At 63.0% G+C, this 1,604-nt stretch carries 3 protein-coding genes; all 3 read left to right on the plus strand.

The window, feature by feature from the left end:
* Positions 1–11 precede the first annotated feature (11 nt).
* A complete protein-coding gene (rpe, locus tag P2Q66_RS06050; protein ID WP_275726363.1) occupies positions 12–674 on the plus strand; it encodes a ribulose-phosphate 3-epimerase in 663 nt (220 codons plus the stop codon).
* A gap of 43 nt (positions 675–717) precedes the next feature.
* Positions 718–1,191: a ribose-5-phosphate isomerase gene (locus tag P2Q66_RS06055; protein WP_275726344.1), complete on the plus strand. Its 474-nt coding sequence runs from the start codon at positions 718–720 to the stop codon at positions 1,189–1,191.
* A gap of 59 nt (positions 1,192–1,250) precedes the next feature.
* Positions 1,251–1,604, plus strand: a 354-nt coding sequence (locus P2Q66_RS06060; protein ID WP_275726362.1) for a cupin domain-containing protein, incomplete at its 3' end; no start/stop codon positions are given.

Below are 1,604 nucleotides of genomic sequence, written 5' to 3' on the forward strand. Positions count from 1 at the left end.
CCAAGCCACCCCTGAATTGCTGCATCAATCCCAGCATCCTGTCGGCCGACTTCGTCAACCTCGAAGCAGAGCTTGCCCGCATCAGCAATGCCGACGCTGTCCACGTGGACGTTATGGACAACCACTTCGTCCCGAACCTGACCATCGGCCTGCCCGTCGTGGAAAGGATTCAGAAGGTCAGCCCCGTGCCGCTGGATGCCCATCTGATGATTGCCAATGCTGACACCTGGGCACCCCAGTTCGCTGACACCGGGATTGCCTCGGTCACCTTCCACGTAGAAGCATCGAATGCGCCGATCAAGCTTGCCCGCGAGCTTCGGGCGCGGGGCTCGAAGGCCGGCATGGCCCTGCGCCCTGCCACGCCGGTGGAACCGTACCTGGACATGCTTTCCGAACTGGACATGCTGCTGATCATGACCGTCGAGCCGGGTTTTGGCGGACAGGCCTTCCTGGACGTGATGCTGCCCAAAATTCGCCGGGCTCGCGCCGCCGTCGACGGTTCAGGAGTGAACGTGGCCATCCAGGTGGACGGCGGCATCACGGAAGAAACCATCACCCGGGCCGCCGAGGCCGGCGCCAACGTCTTTGTCGCCGGCTCGGCCGTGTACGGCAAACCTTCCCCTGCCGAGGCCATCGAATCACTGCGCGCGAACGGCCAGCTCGCCTTCGCCTAGCAGCAGGCCGCCCATCACCGTTACCAATACTGAAGGACCCACAATGCGCGTTCACATCGCAACCGACCACGCCGGCATGGAGCTCAGCTCCCACCTGATCACCTCGCTCTCAGCCAGCGGCTACGAGATGGTGGACCACGGACCGGCCGCCTATGACGCCGAGGACGACTACCCCGCGTTCTGCATCAACGCCGCCGCCGCCGTCGTGGCCGACCAGGCGGCAGGCGTGGACGCGCTCGGAATCGTGCTGGGCGGCTCAGGCAACGGCGAGCAAATCGCCGCAAACAAGGTCAAGGGAGTCCGGGCAGCCCTCGCCTGGAACCTTGACACCGCGAAGCTCGCCCGCCAGCACAACGATGCCAACGTGGTGGCCGTCGGAGGCAGGCAGCACAGCGTCGAAGAGGCCACCGAACTGGTCAAGGCATTCCTGGCAGAACCATTCACCAATGCCGAACGCCATGAACGCCGCATCGGCAAAATCGCCGCCTTCGAAACCACCGGCGAGATCGTCGAATAACCATCAACAAAACACCGACTCTCCCGTCCCGGGGGAGCAACCCAGAAAGGAAGATTCACATGAGCATAACTTTCGAGCCGACCGCCCTCTTCCAGGGGAAGCTGGACGAAGCACCGCTCGGTCCACCCCTGGCCGAAGTGCTGGGCGACGAGATTCCCACGCGGATCACCATCCCCTTTACCAGCGATGATTCCCGGATCCTCTCCGGAGTCTGGGAAGCTGACCCGGGCCTTTCACGATGGGAGTTCCTGGAGCGCGGCGAGTCAATCTACGTCCTTGAAGGCCGCATGGTGGTTACCGAGGATGGCGGAGAGCCGATTACCGTGGAGGCCGGAACCGCAGCTATCTTCCCCATCGGCTGGAAGGGCACCTGGGAAATCCAGGAGCGAATCAGGAAATTCTTCGTCATTTTC

The organism is Arthrobacter sp. Cr_A7 (genome assembly GCF_029222765.1).
In the GTDB taxonomy this organism is placed as follows: domain Bacteria; phylum Actinomycetota; class Actinomycetes; order Actinomycetales; family Micrococcaceae; genus Arthrobacter.

Bases quoted from the DNA above. Each gene is read 5' to 3' on its own strand.
- P2Q66_RS06055 (WP_275726344.1), top strand. From the start codon at position 718: ATGCGCGTTCACATCGCAACCGACCACGCCGGCATGGAGCTCAGCTCC.